The sequence below is a fragment of the Buttiauxella noackiae genome (assembly GCF_000737905.1).
Lineage (GTDB): Bacteria > Pseudomonadota > Gammaproteobacteria > Enterobacterales > Enterobacteriaceae > Buttiauxella > Buttiauxella noackiae.
This window is the reverse complement of sequence record NZ_JPRU01000002.1, coordinates 1327748-1353120: the sequence shown is the minus strand read 5'-3', so window position 1 is coordinate 1353120 and position 25373 is coordinate 1327748. Positions and strand designations below refer to the sequence as shown.

The window sequence follows — 25373 nt, the reverse complement described above, 5'->3', positions numbered from 1 at the left end:
CCATGGCTGAGTCTATCCAGGCCAATAGCAGAGTATTAGTGCATTTCACGCTGAAACTCGAAGATGGCTCCACCGCCGAGTCGACCCGCAATAACGGCAAACCGGCGCTCTTCACGCTGGGTGACGAAACGCTGTCACCGGGCATGGAAGACCAGCTTGTCGGCCTAAAAGCAGGGGATAAAAAAGCATTCTCTCTGGCACCTGAATCGGCGTTTGGTATTCCAAGCCCGGACATGATTCAGTATTTCTCGCGTCGTGAATTTATTGATGCGGGTGAGCCGGTGCCAGGGGCGATTATGCTGTTCACCGCAATGGATGGCAGCGAGATGCCAGGTGTAGTGCGTGAAGTCAACGGCGATTCCATCACCGTTGACTTTAACCACCCACTCGCCGGGCAAACCATTCATTTTGATATCGAAGTACTGGAAATCGACCCGGTACTGGAGGCGTTGAATGCAGATCCTGTTGGCTAACCCTCGCGGCTTTTGTGCCGGGGTAGACCGCGCTATCAGCATTGTTGAAAACGCGCTGGCCATTTACGGTGCGCCGATTTATGTCCGTCACGAAGTGGTGCACAACCGCTACGTGGTTGATAGCCTGCGGGAACGCGGGGCGATTTTCATCGAGCAAATCAGTGAAGTGCCTGATGGCGCAATCCTGATTTTTTCAGCGCACGGTGTTTCCCAGGCGGTTCGCAACGAAGCTAAAGGCCGTGATTTAACGGTGTTTGATGCGACCTGTCCGCTGGTGACTAAAGTGCATATGGAAGTCGCTCGCGCCAGCCGTCGTGGTGAAGAGTCCATTCTGATTGGCCATGCTGGTCACCCGGAAGTGGAAGGCACCATGGGCCAGTACAGCAACCCGAAAGGTGGCATGTACCTGGTTGAATCACCGGAAGATGTCAGCAAACTGGATGTGAAAAACGAAGCCAAACTGTCGTTTATGACGCAGACCACGCTCTCTGTTGATGACACCTCTGACGTGATTGATGCGCTGCGTAAACGCTTCCCGAAAATCATCGGTCCACGTAAAGACGATATTTGCTATGCCACCACCAATCGCCAGGAAGCTGTGCGTGCGCTGGCTGATGAAGCAGATGTGGTGTTGGTTGTTGGCTCGAAAAACTCCTCCAACTCCAACCGTCTGGCAGAGCTTGCACAGCGCATGGGCAAGGCCGCATATCTGATTGACGATGCGACTGATATCCAGGAATCATGGGTTAAAGATGCGGTTTGCGTCGGTGTTACGGCAGGGGCGTCTGCGCCAGATATTCTGGTGCAAAACGTTCTGGCTCGCCTGCGTGAATTAGGCGGCAGCGAAACCCGTGAGCTGGTGGGGCGTGAAGAAAACATTATTTTCGAAGTGCCGCGTGAATTGCGTATGGATGTGAAAGAAGTCGAGTAATCGGCATCCATCGCAAACACCAAATTCAAAAGGGGAGCTTATGCTCCCCTTTTTTGATCAAGTGTCACTCCTCACAGCTGGAAGTCAGTCAGGAAGCGATCAATGATCTGATGGTCTTCACTGGAAAGTTGCCAGCCAGGCTTGCGGCAATAGTCTGTTGCGATAATTCCACGCTTCATCAAAATCGTTTTCTCAACCTGAATGATGTATTCGCAATGCGTCATCCAGCGTTGGATATAAGGTAACAACGCCTGATGTAGTGCCTCGGCTTGTGCCGTTTCGCCCCGCTGCCAGTGCTGATAAATCCGCACATACACTTCAGTAAAAGAACAGCCCGGCATCACGCCTTTACCTCCAGCCGCAAGCATTTGCAGCATATACAGCCCGGCGTAGCCGTTGAGTACGCTGGCCTGTGAGGCTTTAGCGAGAAACTCCCTTGTATAGTCTACGGGTGGGTTACACTCGATTTTGAATACCGCATGCGGGTAGCGATCTGCAACTGCCGCCAGTTGTTCCGGCGTTATCGCCAGCCCGGTTTCACCCGGCGCGTACTGCACCATCACCGGAATATCCACCGCTTCCAGCACGGCAAAAATATGTGCCTGAATTGTTTGCGGATTAGGGCTGAGGAAAAACGGTGGTAGCAGCATCAGCGCATCTGCGCCAAGGCTGGCATAGAAACGAGCGCGCTTTACCGCCACTTCCGTGCTGTGGTCGGTCACCGACATTGCCCGATACAGCGAACTGCCCGCAAGAGTTCTGATAAACATTTGTGCCAGCCGGTTGCGCTCGCTGTCTTCCAGTTTGGGAAACTCGCTAGCGATACCAAAAAGAGTGGTTCCTTGCACGCCCGTCGTCGCGAGATGCTCCAGCAGGCGAACAAAACTCACTTCATCAATTTCGCCGCTAGTGGTAAAAGGCATTGCGACAATAGGGTTCACACCGCCAATATCTTGTGCCGTATAGTGCATTGTCATCAGTCGTCCTCCCTGTCAGCCAACACGGCACCTTGTGCGGCGGGGAGTGCCCAACGGCGATACAACCGCAGGAAACCGCGTGGAACTTCTTTATCGACCGGCTTCCAGTTTTCACGGCGCGTAGCCAGAACGGTTTCTTCAACATGCAATGTCAGCGTGCGGGACGGAATATCAATGGAGATTTCATCCCCATCCTCTACCAGGCCCAGTTCGCCGCCATCAACGGCTTCCGGGGAAATATGTCCGACGAACAAACCGCGATTCGAGCCGGAGAAGCGCCCGTCGGTAATCAGTGCGCAGGTGTCAGAAAGGCCCATACCTTCCAGCGATTTCATCGGCTTATACATTTCTGGCATGCCAGGGCCGCCTTTCGGGCCTTCATAGCGCAGAACCAGCACGCTGCCCGGCTGAATTTGACCGGACATAATTGCTTCCACGGATTCCTGCTCGCTATTGAACACTACCGCCGGGCCACGGAATACCATCAGGTTTTCCGGTACAGCGGCAGGTTTCACCACACAACCCAGCGGCGAAAGGTTACCGTGCAGCACCGCAACGCCCGCTTCGTTACGTACCGGAATGGCAAGTGTATGGATCACTTCCGGGCGGCAACTTGGTTTTGTTTCGGCAATCAGTTCCGCTTTGGTTTTGCCAGCAACGGTCAGCGCATCCAGGTGCATCAGCTTGCTGATTTCTACTTCGACCGCTTGCACGCCACCCGCTTCCCAGAAGTCGATCATATCGTGCTCGGACGCCGGATAAAGTGAGGCGACCAGCGGGACACGGTGGCTTAACTCATCGAAAGCAGACAGCGGCAGGTGACCCAACTCCGCTTCGTAGTAAATAGCCTGAAGATGCAAAATCGCGTTGGTGGAACCGCCCGTAGCCAGCAGATAAACCATCGCGTTGTGAATGGATTCTGCGGTAATAATCTGGCGCGCGTTCACGCCATTGAGCACCAGCTCCACTGCCTGGCGGCCAGTTTCAACGGCGCAGTCGCGGCGCTCCTGCGACACTGCAGGTAGCGTGCTGCTACCCGGCAAACTCATACCCAGCACTTCACCAATGCAACACATGGTGTTGGCTGTACCGTACATGGTGCAGGAACCCGGGCCTGGTTCGGCGATATTTTCGATATGAGCGAACTCTTCTTCACTGATTTCACCACGCTTTTTCCAGCCAATGGCTTCGGTAACGATATTGCCGTCCCAGTGTTTGCCTTTGTATTCAGCCGGATACATTGGGCCGCCGTTGACCATAATCGCCGGGATGTCTAATCGCGCTGCCGCCATCAACATCGCCGGAACGATTTTGTCGCACGAACCGAGCAGCACCATGCCGTCAAAACGGTGGGCGCGCATCATCACTTCAATTGAGGCCGTAATCACTTCGCGGGCGGCGAGGATATAGCGCATCCCTAAATGCCCTTCGGCGATACCGTCGCAAGGGGCAATGGTGCCAAACACCATGCCCACGCCTCCGGCTTCTTCAATGCCTTCCAGCACTTTGGCTGTTAGCTCATTGAGGTTGGCATGACCTGCCGTCGCGTTGGTGTAGCTGTTCACCACCGCAATAACAGGTTTGCGTAGTTGTTCATCGGTATGACCCATTGATTTATACAGCGCACGTTTCAGCGCGCCGTCATCACCTTCAAGGATTGGGTTGAAATGCGTGCCACAGCTGACACATCCGCCACATCCACTCATAGTTTTCATCTCTTCTAAACGTTAGCGATCGATAGTCGCGTTGAAAGGCTGCACAGCGTCAGGCTGCTCAGTTGTCTGTTCGAGGGCTGTTATCACTTTTTTGGGGTTTGCCAGGCGAGCAGGCAGAGTCAGAATTAACGGCGCACACAGCAGCAAGAAGGCGGCCAGAATATATAAACCAGTGTCGGTGCGTCCGGTCGTGTCTTTCAGCCAGCCGAGCACTGTCGGGCCAAAGAAACCCGCCAGATTGCCGATGGAGTTAACGAAAGCGATACCCGCTGCGGCAGCGGTACCCGAAAGCAGGGCGCCAGGCAGGCTGATATAGGTTGGAATCAATGCCAGAGTGCCGGACATCGCCACGCAAATCCACGCCATCATCCAGAAGGTAGAACCGCTGCAATAAGCACTCAGCGCAAGCCCCACGCAACCAATCATGGCTGGAATAGCAATGTGCCAACGGCGTTCTTGTTTCAGGTCAGAATGGCGACTGTTCCACACCATAAAGCAGGCACCGAAGACATACGGCAGTGCAGCGAGTAGGCCGATATGGAAATCGTCGCTCACGCCGGAGCTTTTGATGATCGACGGCAGCCAGAAGTTGATACCGTAGTAGCCGATATTGAAGCTAAAGAACACTACCGCCAGCAGCCAGACGTAGCCATTTTTCAGCATGCCTTTCAGGCTGCTGTCTACTTTCCCTTTATTGGCGCGCTCGCGGTTGGCTGCATCTTTTGCCAGATCGTTAATGACGACCTGTTTTTCAGCATCGCTCAGCCACTTCGCCGACTTCACATCGTTATCAAGATAACGCAGCACCACAAAAGCGAGCAGGAAAGAGGGAATAGCTTCAACCAGGAACAGCCACTGCCAGTTGTGCAGGCTACCTACGCCCTCGAAAAGCTTAAGGATCAGGCCGGAAAGCGGGCTGCCAATAATTGTTGAAAGCGGTGTTACCAGAATAAATAGCCCGAGGGTGCGGGCGGAGCGCCACGAAGGGAACCACAGCGTGAGATAGAACACGATGCCAGGGAAGAAACCGGCTTCCGCCACGCCCAGTAAGAAACGCACTACATAAAACTGTGTCGGCGTGGTGACAAACATCATGCCTGCCGAAAGCACCGCCCAGGTCACCATGATGCGGGCAATCCAGAAGCGTGGCCCAAAGCGTTGCATCAGCAGGTTGCTCGGCATCTCAAACAGGAAGTAGCCGATAAAGAAGATGCCCGCTCCGAGTCCATATACTGTATCGCTAAAATTCAGCGCATCTTGCATGTGGAGTTTGGCGAACCCGACGTTAACGCGGTCCAGGTAGGCGAAGAAATAGCATACGATTAAAAACGGGATCAGGCGTCGTGTAATCTTGCTATAAACCTTTGACTCCGCTACCGAAGCTGTGGGTTTGTTGTCCAGAGTTTTGCTCATTGTTCTATCTCCAGAAAATTCAGGGTAAGAGGTTTTTTTATTGTGTAGGGAATTTAATGTTCTATTGTTTAAGCCAGGCTTGCTGATACGCCTGTGCTCGTTCACGTAATAAAACCATGCTCATACCTGCCTGATACAACCCGCCGCCCAAGCCAAAACCATTGGCTCCTGCCTGAATATAGCTACGCATTTGCGCGGCATCAGGTTGGATACCACCGACGGGTAAACAGGCCACTTCACGTGGGATAATTGCGCGGAACGCTTTGGTTATTACTGGGGTGATATGTTCAGCCGGGAATAATTTCAGAGCGCTCGCCCCGGCATCTATGGCGCTAAAAGCCTCGCTTGGTGTCATGATGCCAGGGAGACTTATCAAGCCGCGTTTCACTGAATGGCGAATCACATCGGGATTACAGTTTGGGGAGATGATCAATTGCCCGCCGCATTCAGCAACGCTATCCACTTGTTCCACATTTAACACTGTGCCCGCACCGACATAGCCACGGTTGCCTACGGTATCTCTCATCAGGTGAATTGATTTCAGTGCCGAGGGGCTATTAAGGGGGACTTCCAGGTAATGGAAACCGCACTCCAGCAGAATTTCTGCGGCTTCAACAGCATGCTCCGGCGTTATACCGCGCAAAATGGCAATCAACGGTAGAGGCTCTTGTTGCCAATGAGTAATAAATTGTTCCGGGCTCATGATCGGTTTCCTTGGAGTTGGGTGAAGAGGTGCCACAGGCCATGAATGAAGCAGTCATCGCCGTTGGCCGGGGAGAAATTGAGATCCATCAGACTTGCCGCAAGCTCATAGCGGGCGGTCAACGACGGGCTGCCGACTAACCATGCGTGAAGCGCTGCGGGTAGCGCCTGCAATTCATAACCGATGGTTAAACCAGACAGATAGCTATGAACGCTGGCTTCTTTTATTTCACCGGCCAGGCGGCGAGTGCGTGCTGAGAAGATCAAATGGGTGAATGGCGCGCCTTGCATCGCTTTTCTCACGCCCAGAAGGAAGGCTTCGTTATCTTCCTGCTGCTCCGGCAATGCGCGGCCAAGAATGGAATGCTGGGATAACAGCGAGAAGATTTCGCCAGTCATAAACGTGGAGGAAGCCGTTATTTCGCCCAGGCGCAGTTGCGCATGTTTGCTGTGTGTGCCCGGCAGTAAAACGAAATGTTCATCGGCGGGATGTAAAGCGCTCAAGCCGAAAAGCTGCACTTCTTCACCGCGCATCACGTCTGGCTGGCCAAACTGACTGGTGCCGTTAGCGCCGGGAATCAGCCATGCCTGGCTGCCCCAGGGTGTGGTAAACGCCAGCGTGCGCGATGCCAAATCCTGCGCATTGCACGGTAGCGGCGCATAAGGTACTTCATGCCAACCCTGCTGCGAACCGACCATTCCTGCCATCACAATCGGCAAATTGCCATATTGCTCAAGCCACGTTTGCAGCAGGTTTTGCAGCGTAGGTGCAAATTGATCCTTCTCGACGGATAACAATCCGCAAGGCTGGCTAATTCTGGAAACCTGCTTTGAACCCTGCATCAAAAATGCACGGAAGTTGGTTGTTCCCCAGTCGATGGCAATCCAGTGAGTTTTCATTCAAGTAATACAAACCATGCAATCTTGTAATACAAGAATGCTAGAGCAAAAAAACATCACAGTGTGTGAGGGAGATCGAAATTACGTCAGATGAGGATCAAATAATGTGGTCGAACATTTCCGGGCGATCTTGCCAGATACGTTTTTTGGCAGCATTTAATAAGATGGTGCGCATTTGCTGGCGGGCAGTTTCGACTTGTTTCAGGCGAATAGCATCAAACAATTGAAAGTGATCATCGACGGCGACTTTGGTTTGGCGAACATCTTTCTCAATTGTTTGTTTGAAAGAGAGTTCCATGGCTGCGGAAAGTGCATTACCGAGTGCCAGTAGGAAAGGATTATGTGTAGCACGCAGCAGCGCATGGTGAAATGCCAGATCGCCTTCTTCAAATAAGGCTCTTTGCGCTTCAACCTGGCCTTTACGCATCAACTGGAGTGCGTCTTCCATCGCTGCCAAATCATGTCCGTTGGCGTTTAATGCCGCGAGTGTTGCCACATTTGGCTCGAAAATCAGGCGTGTCACAATCAGTTGTTCAACTAGTTTTAGGTCAACTTCACCTTCAGACAGCCAGCCGAGCACATCAATATCCAACAGGCTCCACTGCTCGCGGCTATTCACCGTGCTGCGTTTTTTGGCCTGAATTGAAATAAGCCCTTTTGCGGCAAGAACCTGAAGGGCGTTGCGCACCGACGTGCGGGAAACTTCATATTCCACGGCCAGCTCGTTTTCACCTGGTAAAGAAAGCCCCGGCGCGAGATCGCCATGCATAATACGGCGTGCAAGATGCTGGGTGACAGATTCTGAAATATTTGTCTGTGGGACTTTCATTACACTTTCTCGGCCGTGTCTGAACATGGAAATGAGCTACATAGTAAGCTAAACGAGCCGTATTCGCACCGTATGTACTTAAAAGATAAGAGAGCAACGTATGAACAGAACGCCCATTATTCTCGACACCGATCCAGGCATTGACGACGCCGTAGCCATTGCCGCTGCACTTTTTGCCCCGCAGCTTGATTTGAAGTTGCTGACCACGGTCGCCGGGAATGTGAGCGTCGAGAAAACTACCCGCAACGCGCTGCAACTGATGCACTTCTGGCACAAAGATATTCCTGTTGCTCAAGGGGCTGCCACGCCGCTGGTGCGTAAATTGCGCGATGCGGCCTATGTGCATGGCGAGTCGGGCATGGAAGGTTATGCGTTTGTCGATCACCAACGCCAGCCGCTGGAAAAACCCGCTTTTCAGGCTATTTATGAATGCCTGAATGCAAGCCCTGAACCTATCACGCTGGTGGCTATTGGGCCGTTGACCAATATTGCGCTGCTGCTCACTCAATACCCGAAATGCAAAGCGAAGATCAAACGGCTGGTGATCATGGGCGGATCGGCGGGGCGCGGCAACTTCACGCCAAATGCCGAGTTTAATATTGCCATCGATCCAGAAGCTGCCGCACGGGTGTTCGAAAGCGGGCTGGAAATTGTGATGTGCGGCCTGGATGTCACCAACCAGGCGATGTTGAGCCCGGCGTATTTAGCGCAGCTCCCATCTCTCAACCAAACCGGAAAAATGCTACACGCGCTATTTAGTCATTATCGCAGCGGCAGCATGGTGACAGGTTTACGGATGCATGATTTATGCGCCATTGCCTGGCTGGTTAAACCGGAACTATTCCAGACTCAACCGTGTTTTGTGGCGGTTGAAACCCACGGAGAATTTACTTCTGGCACGACGGTTGTGGATATTGAAGGGCGCTATCAGCGCGAGCCAAACGCCCATGTGGCGTTGGATCTCGATGTTGCCGGTTTTCAGACATGGGTTGCCGAAGTCCTGGCACTCGCACCTTAAATATTTAACGCGATGTAGATCGAGTTTCTTCGGCCTGACTATAGGGTTAATCGATTAACCTGCTATGCTTATTTTGCAGTTCTCCTTGGGCCGGAGAAACAACATGACTTTTCCTTTCTTTATGCCACCTGGCGTGGCGTTCACTAACGGCCATTTCAAGGCTGAAAATATCATTACTAAGGTCACGCACAGCGGGGATCTGGCTGGCATATTCCACGATCAAACTGCCTGGCGAGCGATCCCTTCAGAAACGCCAATTTACCAGGTTGAAATGCTGAGTTCAGCGCAGGGTGAGGGCGAGCTTTATGTGGGTACTACGCATCTGAATCCGGGGCGTGTTGGCGATGAGTTTTATATGACGCGAGGGCATTTCCATCAGCGCCGTGAGCAAGGCGAGGTGTATTTCGGCTTGTGCGGCAGCGGATTGCTATTGCTGCAAAACGAGCAGGGTGAGGCGAAGCTGGAGCAAGTATTCCCAGGCTCTGTCCACATCATTCCAGGTTTTACCGCACATCGTCTCATCAACACCGGAGCGGAAATTCTCTCAGCACTGGCTGTCTGGCCAACCATTGCCGGGCATGATTACGCGACGTTGGCACAAGGCTTTGCGCTGCGCGTTATAGAGCAGGGTGGCAAAATTCAGGCGAAGGAGGTGCAAAATGGCTGAGCCGCTCCTCAATTTTGGGTTGGATATGCAGGTCCATCAGCAGCCAATGGGTTTTAGCTACGGCGAAGAGGTGATCGGGCCTGTGCCGGAGATCCGTAAACTCGATCAGTTCCGTGCATCGTTACGTGATCCGCTTTGCCAGGGGCCGGAGGATGTTTATGCGATCGTCATGGATGTTGCGCGCTTGCAGGACAGAGAAGAGCTTAAAAAACGGATGTTACTGTTTGGCGTGGTGACTTACGCTTCCGGGCGGTTGGGCGATGAACCGATCCGCAGCCAGGGGCATATTCACCGAATTAGTGCGCACAGTGGCTGGTCGCCGCCAGAGCTATATGAAATCTGGCAGGGTAAAGCGATTATATATATGCAGGAATATGTTGCCGACGATCCTGGCCGCTGCTTTGCGATCGTGGCCGGGCCTGGTGAAAAAGTGTTGGTGCCGCCGGGCTGGGCGCATGCCACGATCTCTGCTTCCCCGGATGAACCGCTGACATTTGGTGCCTGGTGTGACCGGGAATATGGATTTGAATACGAAGCCGTGCGGGCATACAAAGGGCTGGCGTGGTATCCGTTATTGCAGGATGAGCATATTGCCTGGCAGCATAACCGCCGTTATATGCCGGGGCGTTTGCAGGTGACTTCACCACGAAGCTATACCGAATTTGGGATTACCGATGAGCCGCTATATCAACAATTTATTGATGATCCTGCGCGTTTTCAGTTTATTTCAAAACCAGGAATGGTGAGTCAGAAGTGGGTGGGTTTCCACCCTTAATCATGTTGGGTGACGCAGCGCTTACCCGACCTACGGTTAGTGTTGTAGGGGATAAGCGAAGCGTCATCCAGCGCTTTTTACGAGAACAACCCCACGGCCACACCGACTGCCGCCAATACCAGCAATAACAACATTGCTTTCACCGGTGATACACCGCGTTTCGCCATCAAATACCAGGTGCCAATCACCACTAAAAGCGGCAACAGGTTTGGGAAAATTCCATCCAGCATCTGCTGCACATGGATATTCACGCCATCTTTGGTGACAAACTCAAGTCCGGTGCCGAGCTTCACGTAGCTTGCTGCCACGCCACCCATCACGAATACGCCTAATAACGATAGCGCTTCACGAAGGCGAGTCGATTTGCTGCTCACGAGCATTTCAACGGAAGTCGATCCCATTCGGTAGCCTTTCAGGAACAGGAACCATGAGCCCGGGATGATAATCGCCAGCCACGCCACGCAGTAAAACAGTGGTCCGAGGATATTCCCGCCCGCCGCTAGCGCCATACCGATACTGAGCAGAATCGGGATTAACATCCCCGGAATCATTGAATCGCCAATCCCAGCCACTGGCCCCATCAGGCCAACTTTGAGGGTATTGATAGTTTCGCCGTCGATTGGCTCACCATTGGCGCGTTTCTCCTCAAGACCCAGCACCATACCGTTGACTATCGCACCCAACTGCGGCTCGGTGTTATAGAAAGATGCGTGGCGTTTGAGCATCTCTTTACGTTGTTCATCATCGGGATAAAGCTTTTTCGCCACCGGCAGCATACTCAAACAAAAGCCGAATGACTCCAGGCGCTCAAAGCTCATTGACGAGAGGTTATACATCATCCAACTGCGCCAGCAACGGCGCAGATCCTGGCGAGTGAGTTTACGTTCTTCCATCAGAATTCATCCTCATCATCAGCGGGCTTAGAGGCTGCACGTTCAGCCTGTGGCTCAGGTTTGTAGTTGTAGTGAATCAGCGCCAGTAACGCGCCGACAATCACCAGCGCCACCATGTTTAGCTTCAGGAAAACAATGCAGATAAACCCCACCAGGAAGTAAATCAACATGCTGTAATTCTTGATGATTTGTTTAAGGAGAATGGCGATACCGACAGCTGGCAGAATTCCGCCCAGCACGTTCATGGTGGAAAGAACGATGTGCGGCAGGCTGTCCATAAAGGCATTGATGTACTGAGCGCCGAAATAGACCGCGATAAATGTCGGAATAAAGCGCATCAGGAAGTTAGTCGCTTGCGGCCAGATAGCGCTGTTGAGATACACGCCGCGCTCGTCGCCTTTTTCCAGCGCGACATCAGCACGGTGGTTCCACCAGGAATTGAGCACCATCATGGCGTTGAATAACACGGTGCCCGCAATGCCGATTGTGGCAGCCAGCGCCACGGCCACTTCCGGGCCTTTATTGGAAAGAATGCCCAGAGCAATGGCCGGGAAGGCCACAAAGTTGAGATCCGCAGGCATAGAACCACCGGGGGTTACCATCGCGATATACACGGCCTGAACCGCTACGCCGATGATAATCCCGGTTTGCACATCGCCGAGAATAAAACCTACCAGCATCCCTGAAACCAGTGGGCGGGTAATCAGATACCAGCCCCCGGTCAACCCCAGTAGCCATGGGCTACTTAGTGCACCGAGGTAACAGAGAATGCCGATTAGAGCTGCTTCGAAAGCCATAATGCACTCCTTTATTTGAGTTTTTGTCGAGCATCCTGCCAGCTGTAACTGCTGGCATCGGGTACCAGTTGAAATTCAATCTGGTGCCCTCGCAGCGAGAGATAGTCGAACGCTGCTATCTCTTCCGGATTCACAGATTGATTTGGGCCAATGGTGGTGGTGGTGGCTCGTGCGCTCATCGGGCCAACGTTAATTTTCTTATTGCTGTTTTGCAGGCTGATACCCGCTTCTTCAATGCGTTTTAGAGTTACGGGCGATTTACCAATCACGAAATAGCGCTTCTCGCTGGCGATGATCTTCGGCAGTTTTTCAATCGCGGTGGCGGTATCAAACAACCAGACTTTGGTGTCCTGCACCGCACCTTTCATTACCGAAGACAACAACGGATCGGCGGCGACAGCATCATCAATGGCGATGATCCCATCGCACGGCAACTCTTTTGCCCAGCGGGTGATCAACTGGCCGTGGATCACCCGATCGTCAATGCGTACAAAAGAAATACTCATCGTTGCCCCTTAGAAATCATCAGATTGTGTGGTTTCAGCCAGTTGGGCCTGAACCAGCGAGTCGCGCGATTCTTCCAGTAAAACTGCCGCCGCTTGCGAAACGTCGGTCAGATCTTTTATTTCATCGCTTAGCAATAACATCGGGAAATTCACGCCTCCCAACACCGCCATTGGTGGCTGCGTTTGCGGATCGAACGCATGATGGCAGGCGATGTTCCACGGTGTGCCGCTTTGCAAATCGCACAGCACCAGCACGCCATCAGCGCCTTTGGCGGCCTGTTTCAGTACCGCGGTAAACTCATCGCCAAAACTATTGATGCCCTTGTTTTCCGTTAGCATCACCGGGAATACATGTGGTAATTCGCCATAAACCATTTTGCTACCGGCCAGTAGTGCTTCGGCAAGCGAGCCATGTGTTGCCAGAATTACGTTGATCATCTTGTTATCCTCTTACCCAGGCTTTCATAGTGGCAAGCTGATGGCCTACACCGCTGCCGTATGGAGAAATGCGATATTCGCCGACTGCCGCCGGAACAATGAAGGTTTCGGCGTAATGCACCACAAAGGGTTCGAAAGCGCCGGTCGGGCTTTCAACCAGCGCTTCACTGCCTTCCACCAGATTCAGCACGTTCACGCCACCATGAGTGTGGTGCGTGACTGGCTGCGTAAACCAGTGGCGGCGGGTTTCGATAAACTCACGTTCATGGAGACCCGTACGTTCTTCGCGCCACCCATCACCTTCCGCGATAGGCTCAAAATGATTCACCAGATGCTCGGTAACCCATTGAGTATCACGTTGCCAGTCAATGACCTGCGCACCATGCTCCAGATGCACCGGACGCGGTAAACCATCCAGGCCGAGGCGGCCCCAGTCCCACAACTTGAAGGTGAAAATATAAGGTGTGGCGCTGATTTCCAGCACCATTGCACCGGAACCAGAGCAGTGCACGGTACCTGCCGGGATCAGGAAGTGATCGTGTTTATGTGCCGGGAAGCGGTTAACGAATTTCTCATCATCAAATGCTTTTTCGCCCCGCTGCGCACTCGCAAGATCGTCGAGCATTTCCTGTGGATCTATGCCGGTTTTTGTCCCCAGATACACTTCCGCACCAGGCTCGGCTTCCAGCATGTAATAGCTCTCATCCTGGGTGTAATGCATACCGAAATGCTGCTGGATGTACTCGGTTATTGGGTGAACCTGGAAGCTTAAATTCTGCCCGCCGATGGTATCGAGGAAGTCGAAGCGGATCGGGAATTCCGCACCAAAACGAGCATGAACACGCTCGCCAAGCAGCGGGCGAGGGTAGAGCAAAACCAGATCCTGAGAGGGGATCTCGATCCGCACATCACCAAAACGCAGTAACAGGCTGTTCTCCTCGGGCACACAGTCAAAACACCATGCGTAATTTGGCTTTGAGGGATCGAGATCGAATTTGTCTTTCATCCATTGGCCGCCCCAAACGCCTGGGTCGAAGAATGGCACTACTCGGAATGGTTGTTGCGTGGTTTGTTGCAGCGCGCTTCTCAGCGCTTCACCGCTGACCATCGCAGGTTGTTCGGCATTATTGGTATCAAGCAGGAAATCTGCACGTTTCAGAAGCGGCGTTTTATGGCGATCAAACACACGCCACTCAATGAAAAATGCGCGTTTGTAGCGGCGCAGAATATCTTCATCTGTGTTATTCGCGCCCCAGTTGCCGAGTTCACCACGACGAAAACGTTGCTGGATTTCCCAGCGCGCCAGATCCGCGTACACCAGAACATCACCTGGATGAATAAGTGTTGCTCCCGGGCCGAAGACCACGACCAATCCTTCGGTTATTTCAGCGACCTCTTGCTGTGCGACGGCGAGTTTTTCCGGGCAGAAAAACTCATTTAATTCATGGCAAGACAGTACGCCAAACACCCGGTCATCCGTCAGGTTGCGTGCCAGCAAATCATGCAGATGTTGTTCACTTAAGCGTGCGGATTCGGCGTTAATGGTGAGAGTTGGGTTGAGCTGTGCAATGAGTTGCACGTGAAGTTCTTCGAGCTGAACGCCTGGGTAGCAGTCAATAACCAACACGGTTTTTCCCGAGCGAGCAAGTTGCTTGCTGACGGCTTGTTGGATAGCGGGCCAACCCTGCCATGCGTGATGGTCAAATCCCGAAACGCTGACTTCGGGATACTTATCGTATGATGCCGGATGCATAGTCTTCTCCCTGTTCTTGATAAATTAAGATTAATCGATTAACCGACTTTGAACAGGGTGGTAAACGCGATTAACCCACCACTTTTAGCAAGATGTCGCCTGAAGATGTGTTATCTGTGATGGCTTTCACATGGAGATATGCAATTTTTTGGTTATTCGATTAATCTGAGAATAATTGCTAAATACCAAGGAGTGCCAATGAGCACCGTAACCCTTGCCCAAGTCGCAAAGCAGGCCGGAGTTTCCACTGCTACCGTTTCAATGGTGTTGCGTAACCGGGGCAGAATTTCTGACGCTACTCGAACCCGTGTGCTGAAAGCACTGGATGATCTGAGGTACGTGTATAACCAAACGGCAGCCAATTTACGTAATCGCACCAGTAATCAGGTCGGACTCTTGCTGCACGACATTACCAACCCTTTTTACGGTGAAATGACAGCCGGGCTAAGCCAGGAAATGGAGCGCCACGATTTGCTGCTATTTTTGGCAAACAGTGAAGAGTCCGGCGAGCGTCAGCAAAAATTTGTCGATTCTCTGATGCGTAATAACGCCTGCGGCATGGTGCTGTGCGCAGCACGCGAAACGCCGCCGCTGTTTTTTGAAACCCTGAAGCGCCGCAATATTCCGGCGATTATGGTGGTGCGCCCCATGGACGATGTGGACTTCGATTTTGTCGGCACCGATAACTTTTTGGGCACTCAATTGGCGACACAACATCTGTTGCGTCTCGGGCATCGCAACATTGCATTTATTGGCGGCAGTGAAAATTCTATTAGCCGAGCGCAGCGTATCGGCGGCTACAGCAGCAAACTGCTAGAGCATCGTATCCAGCCGAAAAGTGAATGGGTCGTTTCGTCACTCGCCAGCCAAAGTGATGGTGCGCGCGTGGCTGAAGAGCTATTCCGGCAGTATCCGGAAATAACGGCCGCTGTCTGTTATCAGGATATTGTGGCACTCGGCGTCATGCAGACACTGCGTAAAATGGGACGCCAGCCAGGCATCGATTTTGCGCTGGTAGGTTTTGACGATATTACCGAAGCATCGCTGGTACAGCCTGCGCTGACCACCGTTTCAGTTGCCGCCAAAGAGATTGGCCGTAAAGCTGGAGAGCTATTGTTCAGCCGCATTCAGGGAAATGATGAGCCGCCAAAGCGCATTATTCTCCCGCCCACACTGGTGGTGCGGGAGTCATGTGGGTTTGCATAATAGGTGATTTAAAACCTTTTGATTATCAGGTGAATAATGGGTTTTACTGATAACTTCTGCGTTTTGTCATAAATTTCTTATTATCGGTGTTTTCGAGTGGCGGCTTGTGAGCAGGCTGGTTAACCTGAGAACGTTATATATGCAGATTAATATAGAAAAGAGAATGAATATGGATGAGTCACAAGTCCGTGTAGCAATCGCGGGTGCGGGTGGTCGCATGGGGCGACAACTGATTCAGGCTGCATTACAGCTGGATGGCATCAAACTCGGTGCAGCACTTGAACGTACAGGGTCATCCCTAGTTGGTAGTGACGCCGGTGAATTAGCCGGTGTAGCGAAAACGGGCGTTATCGTGAGCGATAGCCTGGATGCCGTGGTCAACGATTTCGATGTGTTTATCGATTTCACTCGTCCTGAAGGCACGCTGAACCATCTGGCTTTCTGCCGCCAACATGGCAAGGGCATGGTGATTGGGACGACGGGTTTTGATGATGCTGGTAAGCAGGCGATTACAGATGCGTCGAGTGAAGTACCGATTGTTTTTGCCGCCAACTTTAGCGTCGGCGTGAATGTGATGCTCAAGCTGCTGGAGAAAGCGGCCAAAGTGATGGGTGACTATACCGATATCGAAATCATTGAAGCACATCATCGTCATAAAGTTGATGCGCCATCGGGTACCGCTCTGGCGATGGGCGAAGCCATTGCCCATGCGATGGATAAGGACTTAAAAGAGTGTGCGGTCTATTCCCGTGAAGGGTACACCGGCGAGCGCGTTCCAGGCACTATTGGTTTTGCCACGGTGCGTGCAGGTGACATTATTGGTGAACATACGGCGATGTTTGCGGACATCGGCGAGCGTATTGAAATCAGCCATAAAGCATCCAGTCGTATGACTTTTGCAAATGGCGCGGTTAAGTCTGCATTATGGTTGAGTGCTATGAAAAGCGGTCTTTATGACATGCGTGATGTCCTTGATCTTAATAATTTGTAATCGTTATTACCCATCGTGATGTGGTTATTTCAATCATAATTACTTGATTGATAGGGCAATATTTTATTGCCCTTTTTATTTAATGTTATTTTGGTTGTTTCTCTATTTATTTTGTTTGAAATTCTTATAATTTTATCTTTACCGCCATTTATCTGTTGTTTTCTTATCATTTTTGACCATTTGGTCCACTTTTTTCATGATTACCATCAGATTCCCATTCATCCAGGTCCGCAACCGATTACGCACCGTAAGTTAGCTGTTGATTTCACCGGTCAATTCCTCTTTTTTACATCAGATCGCTAAAAAACACATAAAAAGTTGCGCTTATGGTAGACTTTTCCCCGGCCTCTCACTAGAATGCCGCCGTTTGTCAAAAATCCAAATGACAGGCTGTTTTGCATTGATTCCTGAATTCGTTTTGAATTAATATGCAAATAAATTGACTGTTTATTCCCTGGAGGGCGTTTTGATTAAGTCAGCAATATTGGTTCTGGAAGACGGAACCCAATTCCACGGTCGGGCCATTGGGGCATCGGGTTCGGCCATTGGGGAAGTCGTTTTCAACACCTCTTTGACCGGTTATCAAGAAATCCTCACTGATCCTTCCTACTCCCGCCAGATTGTCACTCTTACTTATCCTCATATCGGCAATGTCGGCACCAATGCTGCTGACGAAGAATCCTCCCAGGTACATGCGCAAGGCCTCGTTATCCGTGACCTACCACTGATTGCCAGCAACTACCGCAATACCGAAGACCTTTCTTCCTACCTGAAGCGCCATAACATTGTGGCCATCGCCGATATCGATACTCGTAAGCTGACCCGAATCCTGCGTGAGAAAGGTGCACAGAATGGCTGCATTATTGCCGGTGATAACCTGGACGCCTCTCTGGCTCTTGAGAAAGCGAAAGCCTTCCCAGGCCTTAACGGCATGGATCTGGCGAAAGAAGTGACCACTCAGGAATCTTATGCCTGGCAGCAAGGCAGCTGGACGCTGGAAGGTGAATTACCTGAAGCAGCTAAAGAAGAAGACTTACCATTCCATGTCGTGGCTTACGATTACGGCGTGAAGCGCAACATTCTGCGCATGTTGGTTGACCGCGGTTGCCGCCTGACGGTGGTTCCGGCGCAGACGCCAGCAGAAGAAGTGCTGAAGATGAACCCGGACGGCATCTTCCTTTCTAACGGCCCTGGCGACCCGGCACCGTGTGATTACGCAATCAGCGCCATCAAATCCTTCCTGGAAACCGACGTGCCGGTATTCGGTATCTGCTTAGGCCACCAGTTGCTGGCTCTGGCAAGCGGTGCGAAAACCGTGAAGATGAAATTTGGTCACCACGGCGGTAACCATCCGGTTAAAGATTTGGATCGCGACTGCGTGATGATTACTGCTCAAAACCACGGTTTTGCCGTAGAGGAGTCAACACTTCCGGCGAACCTGCGCGTGACCCATAAGTCTCTGTTCGATGGCACGCTGCAAGGCATCCACCGTACAGATAAAGCGGCATTCAGCTTCCAGGGCCACCCTGAAGCAAGCCCGGGTCCACACGATGCGGCACCGCTGTTTGACCACTTTGTCGAATTGATTAAGCACTACCGCACTACTGCTAAATAATCAGGAGCTAAGAAAATGCCAAAACGTACAGATATAAAAAGCATCCTGATCCTCGGCGCAGGCCCAATTGTTATCGGCCAGGCGTGTGAGTTCGACTACTCCGGTGCTCAGGCGTGTAAAGCGCTGCGTGAAGAGGGTTACCGTGTCATTCTGGTGAACTCCAACCCGGCAACAATTATGACCGACCCGGAAATGGCCGATGCCACTTACATCGAGCCGATTCACTGGGAAGTGGTGCGCAAAATCATTGAGAAAGAGCGCCCGGATGCGGTTCTGCCAACCATGGGCGGCCAGACGGCACTGAACTGTGCACTGGAACTGGAACGCCAGGGCGTACTGGCAGAATTCGGCGTCACCATGATTGGTGCCACCGCAGACGCCATTGATAAAGCCGAAGATCGCCGCCGTTTCGACGTGGCAATGAAAAAAATCGGCCTTGATACCGCGCGCTCTGGTATTGCTCACAACATGGAAGAAGCGCTGGCTGTTGCGGCTGACGTGGGTTATCCGTGCATCATCCGCCCTTCATTCACCATGGGTGGCACCGGCGGCGGTATTGCTTACAACCGTGAAGAGTTCGAAGAAATCTGCGAGCGTGGTCTGGATCTTTCGCCAACCAAAGAGCTGCTGATTGACGAGTCCCTGATCGGATGGAAAGAATACGAAATGGAAGTTGTGCGTGATAAAAACGACAACTGCATCATCGTCTGCTCTATCGAAAACCTTGACCCGATGGGTATTCACACCGGTGACTCCATCACTGTTGCGCCAGCGCAAACGCTGACCGACAAAGAGTACCAAATCATGCGTAACGCCTCGATGGCGGTACTGCGTGAAATCGGTGTAGAAACGGGCGGTTCCAACGTACAGTTCTCGGTTAACCCGAAAACTGGCCGTCTGATTGTTATCGAGATGAACCCGCGCGTATCGCGCTCATCTGCGCTGGCTTCTAAAGCAACCGGATTCCCGATTGCGAAAGTGGCCGCAAAACTTGCGGTGGGTTACACCCTCGACGAGCTGATGAACGATATCACCGGCGGCAAAACGCCTGCGTCGTTCGAGCCATCCATTGACTACGTTGTGACGAAAATTCCTCGCTTCAACTTCGAAAAATTCGTCGGCGCTAACGACCGTTTGACCACACAGATGAAATCTGTGGGTGAAGTGATGGCGATTGGCCGCACGCAGCAGGAATCCCTGCAAAAAGCGCTGCGCGGCCTGGAAGTGGGCGCGACCGGTTTTGACCCGAAAGTGAATCTGGATGACCCGGAAGCGCTGACCAAAATCCGCCGCGAGCTGAAAGATGCTGGCGCCGAGCGTATCTGGTACGTAGCTGACGCTTTCCGCGCAGGTTTGTCTGTCGATGGCGTATTCAACCTGACCAACATCGACCGCTGGTTCCTGGTGCAGATTGAAGAGCTGGTGCGCCTGGAAGAGAAAGTCGAAGAGATTGGCATCACCGGTCTGGACTATGACTTCCTGCGTATGCTCAAGCGCAAAGGTTTTGCCGATGCACGCCTGGCTAAACTGGCTGGCGTTCGCGAGTCTGAAATCCGCAAACTGCGTGAGCAATACAAACTGCATCCGGTTTATAAGCGTGTTGATACCTGTGCGGCGGAATTCTCTACCGATACTGCGTACATGTACTCCACTTATGAAGATGAGTGCGAAGCTAACCCGAACAACGACCGTGACAAAATCATGGTGCTGGGCGGTGGCCCAAACCGTATCGGCCAGGGCATCGAGTTTGACTACTGCTGCGTACACGCCTCTCTGGCGCTACGTGAAGATGGTTATGAAACCATCATGGTTAACTGTAACCCTGAAACGGTTTCTACCGACTATGACACCTCTGACCGCCTGTACTTCGAGCCAGTAACCTTCGAAGACGTACTGGAAATTGTCCGCGTTGAGAAACCAAAAGGCGTTATCGTGCAGTACGGTGGCCAGACTCCGCTGAAACTGGCACGTGAACTGGAAGCTGCTGGCGTACCAATTATCGGCACCAGCCCTGACGCTATTGACCGTGCAGAAGACCGCGAGCGTTTCCAGCACGCAGTTGACCGCCTGAAGCTGAAACAGCCTGCCAACGCCACCGTTACCACCATCGAAATGGCGGTAGAAAAAGCGGCACACATCGGTTATCCGCTGGTTGTACGCCCATCCTACGTACTGGGTGGCCGCGCGATGGAAATCGTGTACGACGAAGTGGATTTACGTCGTTACTTCCAGACTGCAGTAAGTGTATCTAACGATGCACCAGTGCTGCTCGATCGCTTCCTCGACGATGCGGTAGAAGTGGATGTCGATGCGATTTGCGACGGTGAAACCGTGCTGATTGGCGGCATCATGGAGCACATTGAACAAGCTGGCGTTCACTCCGGTGACTCCGCGTGTTCTCTGCCAGCTTACACGCTGAGCCAGGAAATCCAGGACGTGATGCGCCAGCAGGTGCAGAAACTGGCTTTCGAACTGCAAGTTCGCGGTTTGATGAACGTGCAGTTTGCGGTGAAAGATAACGAAGTCTACCTGATTGAAGTTAACCCACGTGCTGCGCGTACCGTACCGTTTGTCTCTAAAGCAACCGGCATGGCGCTGGCTAAAGTGGCGGCGCGTGTAATGGTTGGGCAAACGCTGGTTCAGCAGGGCATGACCAAAGAGATCATCCCACCTTACTACTCTGTGAAAGAAGTGGTATTGCCGTTCAACAAGTTCCCGGGCGTTGACCCACTGTTAGGGCCAGAAATGCGCTCTACCGGTGAAGTGATGGGCGTCGGCCGCACCTTTGCAGAAGCGTTCTCCAAAGCGATGCTGGGCAGCCAGTCCACCATGCGTAAACCAGGCCGCGCACTACTGTCTGTTCGCGAAGGCGACAAAAAACGTGTGGTAGACCTGGCCGCTAAATTGCTGAAGCAGGGCTTCGAACTGGATGCGACTCACGGTACTGCGGTGGTGTTGGGTGAAGCAGGTATTAACCCGCGTCTGGTGAACAAGGTGCATGAAGGTCGTCCGCACATTCAGGACCGTATTAAGAATGGCGAATATACCTACATCATCAACACCACGGCGGGACGCCAGGCGATTGAAGATTCTAAACTCATTCGCCGCAGCGCACTGCAATACAAAGTGCATTACGACACCACGCTGAACGGCGGCTTTGCCACCGCGATGGCGCTGAACTCTGACGCGACAGAAAAAGTGATTTCAGTGCAGGAAATGCACGCGCAAATTACGAAGTAGTCTCTTCGGATTCCTCCCAAAACCCGCTTCGGCGGGTTTTTTAATGCCTTTCCTACCTTTTTTGGGGGTTGTCTACGTGCATCGTTAGTTTCATTTTACGGAAATACTTAAAAAGGAGCTCGCCGTGCAACGTTTAATTCCTCTGATAACGCTAGCCATAATGCTATCTGGCTGTGCAGAATTTTCCTCTTCAGTCACTAAAACTATTGATGCAATGGGCATGACGCCAGATTATGCAAAAGGATTAACAGACGACCTTGAGCCGCAAAAAAAGCTGACCGTGCCTGTTGTTAGTGTGACGGATAAAGTACCTGACGGTAAGCTCGTTGAAAAATACGATAACGGTGCGAAGAAGTTCGAGACGGTTGTTAAGAACCGTTGTTTCAATGAATATCTGGATATTTATTACCCAAACGGCACGCTAAGAACCCATACCCCGCTGATTAACTGTAAGGCCGAAGGACTATCACAAGGTTATACGCAGGACGGCAAGTTACGCACCACCATCACCTACAAAGATAGCGTGGCAAATGGCGAAGCGAAAACCTTTGATGCCCAGGGCAACGTTCTGCAAACCATCATTTATAAAGATGGTTTTCCGCAAAAGAGTTAAATCACTCAGGCTGGTTTACAACTGTCTGCTTTCAGAGTGTTCTGTATTTTCCAGCGAAGCCGGAAATTCCTGCTAATGTTTTTAGTCTGAAGATGAGAAATGACTACAAACAGGGAGAACAACATGAAAAACAAAATTCTACTGGCGTCCTTATTCGCTACCGCAACGTTGCTGACCGTCGCGGGCTGTTCGTCTAACCAAGCGGTAAAAACCACAGATGGCAAAACCATTGTCACAGAGGGTAAGCCGCAGGTTGATGACGAGACTGGCCTGGTCTCTTACAAAAATGCGGAATCCGGCAAGACTGAGCAGATCAACCGCGATCAGGTTAAATCGATGGGCGAACTGGATAATTAATTCAGGTCTTCCCACTTAGCTCGCCTGGAATTATGACTATTAGCCTGTTGAATTACTGACTACACTCTTTGAGAAAAGAATGCGGTAAAACAACAGGCTAATTGATGATTTTAATTATTTATGCACATCCTTACCCGCAACACTCCCACGCAAACCGAAAAATGCTTGAGCAAGCCTCGCTTTTGCCCGATGTAGAAGTGCGCTCCCTCTATGAGTTATACCCCGATTTCAACATTGATATTGCCGCCGAGCAGGAAGCATTAAGCCGTGCAGATTTGGTTATATGGCAGCACCCGATGCAGTGGTACAGCACTCCGCCATTGATGAAACTGTGGATCGACAAAGTACTTGCTCACGGCTGGGCCTACGGGCGTGGCGGTAAAGCACTACACGGTAAAAATGTCATGTGGGCGGTTACTACTGGCGGTGGCGATAACCATTTTAATCTGGGTGACCATCCCGGCTTTGATGTGCTTGGACAACCATTGCAGGCGACCGCGCTTTACTGCGGCATGAACTGGCTGCCGCATTTCACCGTTCATTTCACTTTCGTTTGCGATGAGAACACGCTCGAAGTTCAGGCCGAGCAATATAAACAACGGTTACTCGAATGGCGGGAGGCGAACCATGGATAGTCACAGCATGATTCAGGCGCTGATTTATCTTGGCTCCGCTGCGATCATTGTGCCGATTGCCGTGCGCCTTGGATTAGGTTCGGTGCTTGGCTACCTGATTGCCGGGTGCATTATTGGCCCGTGGGGGTTACGTCTGGTAACGGATGCCGAAACTATTCTGCATTTTGCGGAGATCGGCGTGGTGTTGATGTTATTTGTGATTGGTCTGGAGCTTGACCCCCGTCGCTTGTGGACGCTACGCGCCTCGGTGTTTGGTGGCGGTGCTTTGCAAATGGTGGCGTGTGGTTTGCTGCTCGGTTTGTTCTGCATGTTCTTAGGGCTGCGTTGGCAAGTGGCGGTGTTAATCGGCTTGACGCTGGCGCTCTCTTCAACTGCGATAGCCATGCAGGCGATGAACGAACGCAATCTCACTGTTTCACAAATGGGGCGTAGTGCCTTTGCCGTGCTGTTATTCCAGGATATCGCTGCCATCCCGCTGGTGGCCATGATCCCGTTATTAGCCAGTAGCGGTGCGACTACGACCCTGGCTGCTTTTTCCATTTCGGCTCTGAAAGTGGTCGGTGCATTGGCCATCGTTGTGTTGCTAGGCCGTTATGTAACGCGCCCGTTGCTGCGGTTTGTTGCGCGTTCCGGCCTGCGTGAAGTCTTCAGCGCTATGGCACTGTTTATGGTGTTTGGCTTTGGCTTATTGCTTGAAGAGGCCGGGCTTTCGATGGCGATGGGCGCGTTTCTTGCCGGTGTGTTACTAGCAAGCTCCGAGTATCGCCATGCGCTGGAAAGTGATATTGAACCGTTCAAAGGTTTGCTGCTCGGGCTGTTCTTTATCGGTGTGGGCATGTCGATAGATTTTGGTACGTTGCTTGAAAATCCTCTGCGAATCATCGCACTGCTGTTCGGCTTCCTGGCGATTAAAATCATAACGCTTTGGATTGTGGCGAAGCCGCTGAATGTGCCACGAAAACAACGGCGCTGGTTTGCTGTTTTGCTGGGGCAAGGTAGTGAATTTGCGTTCGTGATTTTTGGTACAGCAAGAATGGCTGAGGTGTTAGATGACAGTTGGGCGAAATCGCTGACCCTTGCTGTTGCACTATCAATGGCGGCAACGCCGCTGCTGCTGGTAATACTCAATCGCCTGGAGAAATCGGGTAAAGAACAGGCGCGAGAAGCGGACGAAATCGATGAAGAACAGCCGCGAGTGATTATCGCAGGCTTCGGTCGTTTCGGGCAGATTGCCGGCCGTTTGTTACTCACCAGTGGGGTAAAAATGGTGGTTCTCGATCATGACCCAGACCATATTGAAACACTGCGTAAATTTGGTACCAAAGTTTTTTACGGCGATGCAACACGCGTGGATTTACTGGAGTCCGCCGGGGCAGCAAAAGCTGAAGTGCTGATCAATGCTATCGACGATCCTGATGCCAATATGCAGCTGGCAGAGCTGGTGCAGGAACATTTCCCTCATTTGAAAGTGATTGCGCGAGCACGCGATCTTGACCACTTCATTCGCCTGCGGCAGTTGGGTGTTGAACAACCAGAGCGTGAAACATTTGAAGGCGCATTAAAAGTGGGGCGCCGGGCACTGGAAGGTCTGGGCGTTGGCAGCTATGAAGCACGTGAGCGAGCCGATCACTTCCGACGTTTTAATACGCAGATGGTTGAAGAGATGGTTCCGGCTCCAGACTGGTCAGCGCGAGCCGATGTGCTCAAACGCACCAGTGCCATGCTGACTGAGGTGATTAACGAAGATCGTATCCATCTGAATGTGATTCAGCGTCACGGCTGGCAGGGGACGGAAGAAGGGCTTCATTCGGGGAAATTGGCCGATGAGCCGCCAGTGAAACCGGAATAACGAAAAGTGGTGTCGGATGACGCTAACGCTTATCCGACCTACGGAACGCTGTTGTAGGGTGGATAAGCGCTTGCGCGCCA

24 protein-coding genes are annotated in these 25373 nt (G+C 52.0%); 13 read left to right on the top strand and 11 right to left on the bottom strand.

The window, feature by feature from the left end; all coding sequences use genetic code 11:
- Positions 1–2: 2 nt before the first annotated feature.
- Both fkpB and ispH read left to right on the top strand, forming a co-directional pair.
- The gene (fkpB, locus tag IX31_RS14665; RefSeq protein WP_034459386.1) at positions 3–473 is read left to right on the top strand and encodes an FKBP-type peptidyl-prolyl cis-trans isomerase; all 471 of its coding nucleotides are present in this window, start codon (positions 3–5) and stop codon (positions 471–473) included.
- Positions 454–1404 (top strand): 4-hydroxy-3-methylbut-2-enyl diphosphate reductase, encoded by a 951-nt coding sequence (ispH, locus tag IX31_RS14660; RefSeq protein WP_034459385.1) that lies wholly within the window; start codon positions 454–456, stop codon positions 1402–1404. The genes fkpB and ispH overlap by 20 nt, the downstream gene beginning before the upstream one ends.
- 71 nt (positions 1405–1475) lie before the next feature.
- On the opposite strand, the gene IX31_RS14655 is transcribed toward ispH, so the two are convergent.
- From IX31_RS14655 to IX31_RS14630, 6 genes are all read right to left on the bottom strand, one after another.
- Positions 1476–2381, bottom strand: coding sequence for a dihydrodipicolinate synthase family protein (locus tag IX31_RS14655; protein ID WP_034459382.1), 906 nt, complete (start codon positions 2379–2381; stop codon positions 1476–1478).
- Entirely contained in the window at positions 2381–4087 is a 1707-nt protein-coding gene (gene ilvD, locus IX31_RS14650; protein ID WP_034459380.1) for a dihydroxy-acid dehydratase, read from the bottom strand. Before ilvD ends, IX31_RS14655 begins: the two co-directional genes overlap by 1 nt.
- 21 nt (positions 4088–4108) lie before the next feature.
- The gene (locus IX31_RS14645) at positions 4109–5509 is read right to left on the bottom strand and encodes an MFS transporter (RefSeq protein WP_034459377.1); all 1401 of its coding nucleotides are present in this window, start codon (positions 5507–5509) and stop codon (positions 4109–4111) included.
- Positions 5510–5570: 61 nt separating this feature from the next.
- Complete coding sequence (locus IX31_RS14640; protein ID WP_034459375.1) at positions 5571–6212, bottom strand: 2-dehydro-3-deoxy-6-phosphogalactonate aldolase; 642 nt, start codon at positions 6210–6212, stop codon at positions 5571–5573.
- Positions 6209–7111, bottom strand: coding sequence for a 2-dehydro-3-deoxygalactonokinase (locus tag IX31_RS14635; RefSeq protein ID WP_034459374.1), 903 nt, complete (start codon positions 7109–7111; stop codon positions 6209–6211). Before IX31_RS14635 ends, IX31_RS14640 begins: the two co-directional genes overlap by 4 nt.
- Before the next feature lie 97 nt (positions 7112–7208).
- Positions 7209–7940 carry a FadR/GntR family transcriptional regulator gene (locus IX31_RS14630; protein WP_034459372.1) on the bottom strand — a complete coding sequence of 244 codons (732 nt, stop codon included), beginning with the start codon at positions 7938–7940 and terminating at the stop codon, positions 7209–7211.
- A 100-nt stretch (positions 7941–8040) separates the two neighbouring features.
- Between IX31_RS14630 and rihC the strand changes: the two genes are divergently transcribed.
- The 3 genes from rihC to IX31_RS14615 all read left to right on the top strand — a co-directional run bounded on the left by rihC (position 8041) and on the right by IX31_RS14615 (position 10400).
- On the top strand, positions 8041–8958 hold the full coding sequence (gene rihC, locus IX31_RS14625; protein ID WP_034459370.1) for a ribonucleoside hydrolase RihC: 918 nt from the start codon (positions 8041–8043) through the stop codon (positions 8956–8958).
- 103 nt (positions 8959–9061) lie between these two features.
- Positions 9062–9625, top strand: a complete 564-nt coding sequence (locus tag IX31_RS14620; protein WP_034459368.1) for a glucose-6-phosphate isomerase family protein — start codon at positions 9062–9064, stop codon at positions 9623–9625.
- Positions 9618–10400, top strand: a complete 783-nt coding sequence (locus tag IX31_RS14615) for a glucose-6-phosphate isomerase family protein (protein ID WP_034459366.1) — start codon at positions 9618–9620, stop codon at positions 10398–10400. Before IX31_RS14620 ends, IX31_RS14615 begins: the two co-directional genes overlap by 8 nt.
- 77 nt (positions 10401–10477) lie before the next feature.
- On the opposite strand, the gene IX31_RS14610 is transcribed toward IX31_RS14615, so the two are convergent.
- From IX31_RS14610 to IX31_RS14590, 5 genes are read right to left on the bottom strand one after another with little or no spacing between them, the layout of a single operon-like run.
- Positions 10478–11293 (bottom strand): PTS system mannose/fructose/sorbose family transporter subunit IID, encoded by an 816-nt coding sequence (locus IX31_RS14610; protein WP_034459364.1) that lies wholly within the window; start codon positions 11291–11293, stop codon positions 10478–10480.
- Positions 11293–12090: a PTS mannose/fructose/sorbose/N-acetylgalactosamine transporter subunit IIC gene (locus tag IX31_RS14605; protein WP_034459362.1), complete on the bottom strand. Its 798-nt coding sequence runs from the start codon at positions 12088–12090 to the stop codon at positions 11293–11295. The genes IX31_RS14610 and IX31_RS14605 overlap by 1 nt, the downstream gene beginning before the upstream one ends.
- Before the next feature lie 11 nt (positions 12091–12101).
- Complete coding sequence (locus tag IX31_RS14600) at positions 12102–12596, bottom strand: PTS sugar transporter subunit IIB (RefSeq protein WP_034459360.1); 495 nt, start codon at positions 12594–12596, stop codon at positions 12102–12104.
- Between the two features lie 9 nt (positions 12597–12605).
- Positions 12606–13034, bottom strand: coding sequence for a PTS sugar transporter subunit IIA (locus IX31_RS14595; RefSeq protein WP_034459358.1), 429 nt, complete (start codon positions 13032–13034; stop codon positions 12606–12608).
- Between the two features lie 4 nt (positions 13035–13038).
- On the bottom strand, positions 13039–14787 hold the full coding sequence (locus IX31_RS14590) for a class I mannose-6-phosphate isomerase (RefSeq protein ID WP_034459357.1): 1749 nt from the start codon (positions 14785–14787) through the stop codon (positions 13039–13041).
- A 198-nt stretch (positions 14788–14985) separates the two neighbouring features.
- Here IX31_RS14590 and IX31_RS14585 point away from each other — a divergent pair, with 198 nt between their 5' ends.
- The 8 genes from IX31_RS14585 to kefC all read left to right on the top strand — a co-directional run bounded on the left by IX31_RS14585 (position 14986) and on the right by kefC (position 25293).
- The gene (locus tag IX31_RS14585; RefSeq protein ID WP_034459355.1) at positions 14986–15993 is read left to right on the top strand and encodes a LacI family DNA-binding transcriptional regulator; all 1008 of its coding nucleotides are present in this window, start codon (positions 14986–14988) and stop codon (positions 15991–15993) included.
- Between the two features lie 169 nt (positions 15994–16162).
- Positions 16163–16984: a 4-hydroxy-tetrahydrodipicolinate reductase gene (dapB, locus tag IX31_RS14580; protein ID WP_034459353.1), complete on the top strand. Its 822-nt coding sequence runs from the start codon at positions 16163–16165 to the stop codon at positions 16982–16984.
- Positions 16985–17450: 466 nt separating this feature from the next.
- Positions 17451–18599, top strand: a complete 1149-nt coding sequence (gene carA, locus IX31_RS14575) for a glutamine-hydrolyzing carbamoyl-phosphate synthase small subunit (RefSeq protein ID WP_034459352.1) — start codon at positions 17451–17453, stop codon at positions 18597–18599.
- A 15-nt stretch (positions 18600–18614) separates the two neighbouring features.
- Entirely contained in the window at positions 18615–21839 is a 3225-nt protein-coding gene (gene carB / locus IX31_RS14570; RefSeq protein ID WP_034459350.1) for a carbamoyl-phosphate synthase large subunit, read from the top strand.
- A 124-nt stretch (positions 21840–21963) separates the two neighbouring features.
- A complete protein-coding gene (locus tag IX31_RS14565) occupies positions 21964–22452 on the top strand; it encodes a toxin-antitoxin system YwqK family antitoxin (protein ID WP_241767194.1) in 489 nt (162 codons plus the stop codon).
- Between the two features lie 123 nt (positions 22453–22575).
- Positions 22576–22809, top strand: coding sequence for a YgdI/YgdR family lipoprotein (locus IX31_RS14560; RefSeq protein ID WP_034459349.1), 234 nt, complete (start codon positions 22576–22578; stop codon positions 22807–22809).
- Positions 22810–22913: 104 nt separating this feature from the next.
- Positions 22914–23444 carry a glutathione-regulated potassium-efflux system oxidoreductase KefF gene (kefF, locus tag IX31_RS14555; RefSeq protein WP_034459346.1) on the top strand — a complete coding sequence of 177 codons (531 nt, stop codon included), beginning with the start codon at positions 22914–22916 and terminating at the stop codon, positions 23442–23444.
- A complete protein-coding gene (kefC, locus tag IX31_RS14550; protein WP_034459344.1) occupies positions 23437–25293 on the top strand; it encodes a glutathione-regulated potassium-efflux system protein KefC in 1857 nt (618 codons plus the stop codon). Before kefF ends, kefC begins: the two co-directional genes overlap by 8 nt.
- Positions 25294–25373: the final 80 nt, after the last annotated feature.

Coding starts and splice junctions, on each gene's coding strand:
- IX31_RS14605 (WP_034459362.1), bottom strand. CDS start 12,090: ATGGCTTTCGAAGCAGCTCTAATCGGCATTCTCTGTTACCTCGGTGCA.
- IX31_RS14560 (WP_034459349.1), top strand. CDS start 22,576: ATGAAAAACAAAATTCTACTGGCGTCCTTATTCGCTACCGCAACGTTG.
- IX31_RS14630 (WP_034459372.1), bottom strand. CDS start 7,940: ATGAAAGTCCCACAGACAAATATTTCAGAATCTGTCACCCAGCATCTT.
- rihC (WP_034459370.1), top strand. CDS start 8,041: ATGAACAGAACGCCCATTATTCTCGACACCGATCCAGGCATTGACGAC.
- IX31_RS14655 (WP_034459382.1), bottom strand. CDS start 2,381: ATGACAATGCACTATACGGCACAAGATATTGGCGGTGTGAACCCTATT.
- IX31_RS14585 (WP_034459355.1), top strand. CDS start 14,986: ATGAGCACCGTAACCCTTGCCCAAGTCGCAAAGCAGGCCGGAGTTTCC.
- kefC (WP_034459344.1), top strand. CDS start 23,437: ATGGATAGTCACAGCATGATTCAGGCGCTGATTTATCTTGGCTCCGCT.
- IX31_RS14640 (WP_034459375.1), bottom strand. CDS start 6,212: ATGAGCCCGGAACAATTTATTACTCATTGGCAACAAGAGCCTCTACCG.
- kefF (WP_034459346.1), top strand. CDS start 22,914: ATGATTTTAATTATTTATGCACATCCTTACCCGCAACACTCCCACGCA.
- IX31_RS14615 (WP_034459366.1), top strand. CDS start 9,618: ATGGCTGAGCCGCTCCTCAATTTTGGGTTGGATATGCAGGTCCATCAG.
- ispH (WP_034459385.1), top strand. CDS start 454: ATGCAGATCCTGTTGGCTAACCCTCGCGGCTTTTGTGCCGGGGTAGAC.
- IX31_RS14620 (WP_034459368.1), top strand. CDS start 9,062: ATGACTTTTCCTTTCTTTATGCCACCTGGCGTGGCGTTCACTAACGGC.
- IX31_RS14635 (WP_034459374.1), bottom strand. CDS start 7,111: ATGAAAACTCACTGGATTGCCATCGACTGGGGAACAACCAACTTCCGT.
- IX31_RS14600 (WP_034459360.1), bottom strand. CDS start 12,596: ATGAGTATTTCTTTTGTACGCATTGACGATCGGGTGATCCACGGCCAG.
- dapB (WP_034459353.1), top strand. CDS start 16,163: ATGGATGAGTCACAAGTCCGTGTAGCAATCGCGGGTGCGGGTGGTCGC.
- IX31_RS14645 (WP_034459377.1), bottom strand. CDS start 5,509: ATGAGCAAAACTCTGGACAACAAACCCACAGCTTCGGTAGCGGAGTCA.
- IX31_RS14595 (WP_034459358.1), bottom strand. CDS start 13,034: ATGATCAACGTAATTCTGGCAACACATGGCTCGCTTGCCGAAGCACTA.
- IX31_RS14610 (WP_034459364.1), bottom strand. CDS start 11,293: ATGGAAGAACGTAAACTCACTCGCCAGGATCTGCGCCGTTGCTGGCGC.
- carB (WP_034459350.1), top strand. CDS start 18,615: ATGCCAAAACGTACAGATATAAAAAGCATCCTGATCCTCGGCGCAGGC.
- fkpB (WP_034459386.1), top strand. CDS start 3: ATGGCTGAGTCTATCCAGGCCAATAGCAGAGTATTAGTGCATTTCACG.
- IX31_RS14590 (WP_034459357.1), bottom strand. CDS start 14,787: ATGCATCCGGCATCATACGATAAGTATCCCGAAGTCAGCGTTTCGGGA.
- ilvD (WP_034459380.1), bottom strand. CDS start 4,087: ATGAGTGGATGTGGCGGATGTGTCAGCTGTGGCACGCATTTCAACCCA.